This is a genomic window from Pseudoduganella sp. RAF53_2, from assembly GCF_052113985.1.
Classification (GTDB): Bacteria; Pseudomonadota; Gammaproteobacteria; order Burkholderiales; family Burkholderiaceae_D; genus Rugamonas.
Genome location: NZ_JBFRDW010000831.1, coordinates 1 through 2,191 on the forward strand (window position 1 = coordinate 1; position 2,191 = coordinate 2,191).

The following is a 2,191-nucleotide window of genomic DNA, read 5'->3' on the forward strand; positions in this document are numbered from 1 at the left end:
GCTCGCGCTCCTCTCCTGCCACCGGTTCGGCAAAGTCCATGTAGAGGAAGCACTCATTGCCTTCGCGGGTGCGGTAGTAGCAAGCGTAGTAGTTCTCGCCGTAATGGTCCTGCTGCTCGATCATGCAGCGCGTGAAGGCATCGCGTACAGCAGGCGGCAAATGGTCCAGGGTTTCCTGCGGCGCCAGGTCGGCGTAGGCGGCGGTGGCGGCCAGCACCTGCAGGCGTCCGTTCTGCTGGGCGGCAGCGTAGGCATTCAGGCGGCTGGCGCACACGCCCTGCCCTTCGTGTCCCAGCACGGCAGCTGCCTGCTCCAGTACCGCGGACGCGAAATGACGCAGATTGTCGGAATCGCAGACCTGGGTGATGGCGTCCACGGAACGGCGCAGGCCAGCGCGGGCACGCTCCAGGCGCATCAGGTCGCGGTAGGCGCCCAGGCCGGCATAGAACACGGCACTGAGCTTGGCGTGCGTCAGTTCGGTCTTTTCGCGGTAATCGTTTATATCATATCCGCGCAATACCACGGCTTGCGGCGCCTGGCCCGGCTGGCCGGTACGCAGCACGATGCGCGCCAGAGGATCGCCCAGTTCTTCGCGGATGTAGCGCACCAGATCCAGCCCTGCGTGTTCGCTCTCCATGACGACGTCGAGCAGGATCAGGGCAAACTGGCCGGGACGGGTGTAGATGCTGCGCGCCTGGGCGCCGGAATAGGCGTGGGTGAAGTGGACCGGGCGGCCCTCGAAGCTGAAGTCGCCCATGACCAGGCCGGTAACCTGGTGTACGGCTTCTTCATCGTCCACCACCAGGATTTCCCACGGCGAAGGCGCGGCACCGGCAGCAGGCGCCGCGGCATCCTCCTCGAACAGCATTTCGTCATCGACCATGCCGCCTCTCCCGCAGATTGGGCTTTATTGCCGATTATATATCTATAGCCAGCCGGCGCGGCGGAATCTGCGGTAGACGTAGATGCATGTTGCGAACATGACGCCAAGCGCCGACGGGTAGCCCCAGCGCCAGTCCAGTTCCGGCATGTTCTTGAAGTTCATGCCCCAGATGCCGGCAAAGGCTGTCAGCACCGCGAAAATGGCGGCCCATGCCGCCAGGCGCTTGTTGACCTCGCCCTCTTCCAGCGCCACCATGGAGAGATTGACCTGGATGGCAGTGCCGATGGTGTCGCGGATGGTATCGAGAATGCCATTGATGCGGTACAGGTGGTCATGCACATCGCGGAAGTATTCCTGGCTATTCATGCACACCGCAGGCACACGCCCGCCATGCAGCTTGCCGATGGCGTCCAGCAGCGGCGCCACGCAGTGCCGCATCAGCATGACCTTGCGCTTCAGGGCATACAGGCGCTGGATGCTGTCGCGCTGCGAACCGCGGATGAAGATGCGCTCCTCGATCTGCTCCAGTTCCAGCTCGAAGGTATCGACAATCGGGAAGTAGCGGTCGACCACCGCGTCCATCAGGGCGTACAGCACGAAGCCCGAGCCTTGCTTGAGCAGATGCGGTTCGTGTTCGGCGCGGGCCCGCACGCCGAGGAAGTCCTTGGCGCTGCCCTGACGGTTGGACAGCACGAAATTCGGCCCGACGAAGATATCGACTTCGCCCACAGCCAGTTCATCGTCTTCGGTGAGCTCCAGCATCTTCACCACCACGAACAGGGAATCGCCGTACTCTTCAATCTTGGGCCGCTGATGGCCGCGCAGGGCGTCTTCCACCGCCAGTTCGTGCAAGCCGAATTCGACCCGCATGATTTGCAGTTCTTCGAAACTGGCGTCGCGCAGGGCGACCCACACAAACGTATCCTGGCGGGCGACGTATTCGCTGATGTCCTCTACCGGGATGTCAGCCAGCTTGCGGCCTTCCTCGTAGGCGACACAATTAATCAGCATGGTTTCTCACAATAAAAAAGCTCCGGGGTGTGCAACCCGGAGCTTACCCGAAAACCTGCTGGTCAGTCGTCCTTGGCGCCGTCGATGCCCAGTTCCGCAATCTTGCGGGTGATGGTGTTGCGGCCGATGCCGAGGCGGATCGCCGCATCGTTCTTGCGGCCGTGGGTGTATTTCAGCGCGGTGCGGATCAGCGCCGATTCGAACTGGCGGCCCAGCACGGCCATCACTTCCTGCTGGCCGGAGGACAGCATGCCGGCCGCCTGCAGCTCCAGCAGACTAAGCCAGCCATCCGGCGAC

The 2,191-nt window shown here is 62.8% G+C and carries 3 protein-coding genes; all 3 read right to left on the reverse strand.

Going from position 1 to position 2,191, the window contains the following annotated elements; genetic code table 11:
* Positions 1 to 883 (reverse strand): DUF3369 domain-containing protein (locus AB4Z11_RS30035; protein WP_442029590.1); only part of this gene is annotated, 883 nt, incomplete at its 3' end.
* A 42-nt stretch (positions 884 to 925) separates the two neighbouring features.
* Positions 926 to 1,894, reverse strand: a complete 969-nt coding sequence (gene corA, locus AB4Z11_RS30040; protein ID WP_442029592.1) for a magnesium/cobalt transporter CorA — start codon at positions 1,892 to 1,894, stop codon at positions 926 to 928.
* A gap of 62 nt (positions 1,895 to 1,956) precedes the next feature.
* On the reverse strand, positions 1,957 to 2,191 hold a 235-nt coding region (locus AB4Z11_RS30045; RefSeq protein ID WP_442029594.1), incomplete at its 5' end, for a helix-turn-helix domain-containing protein.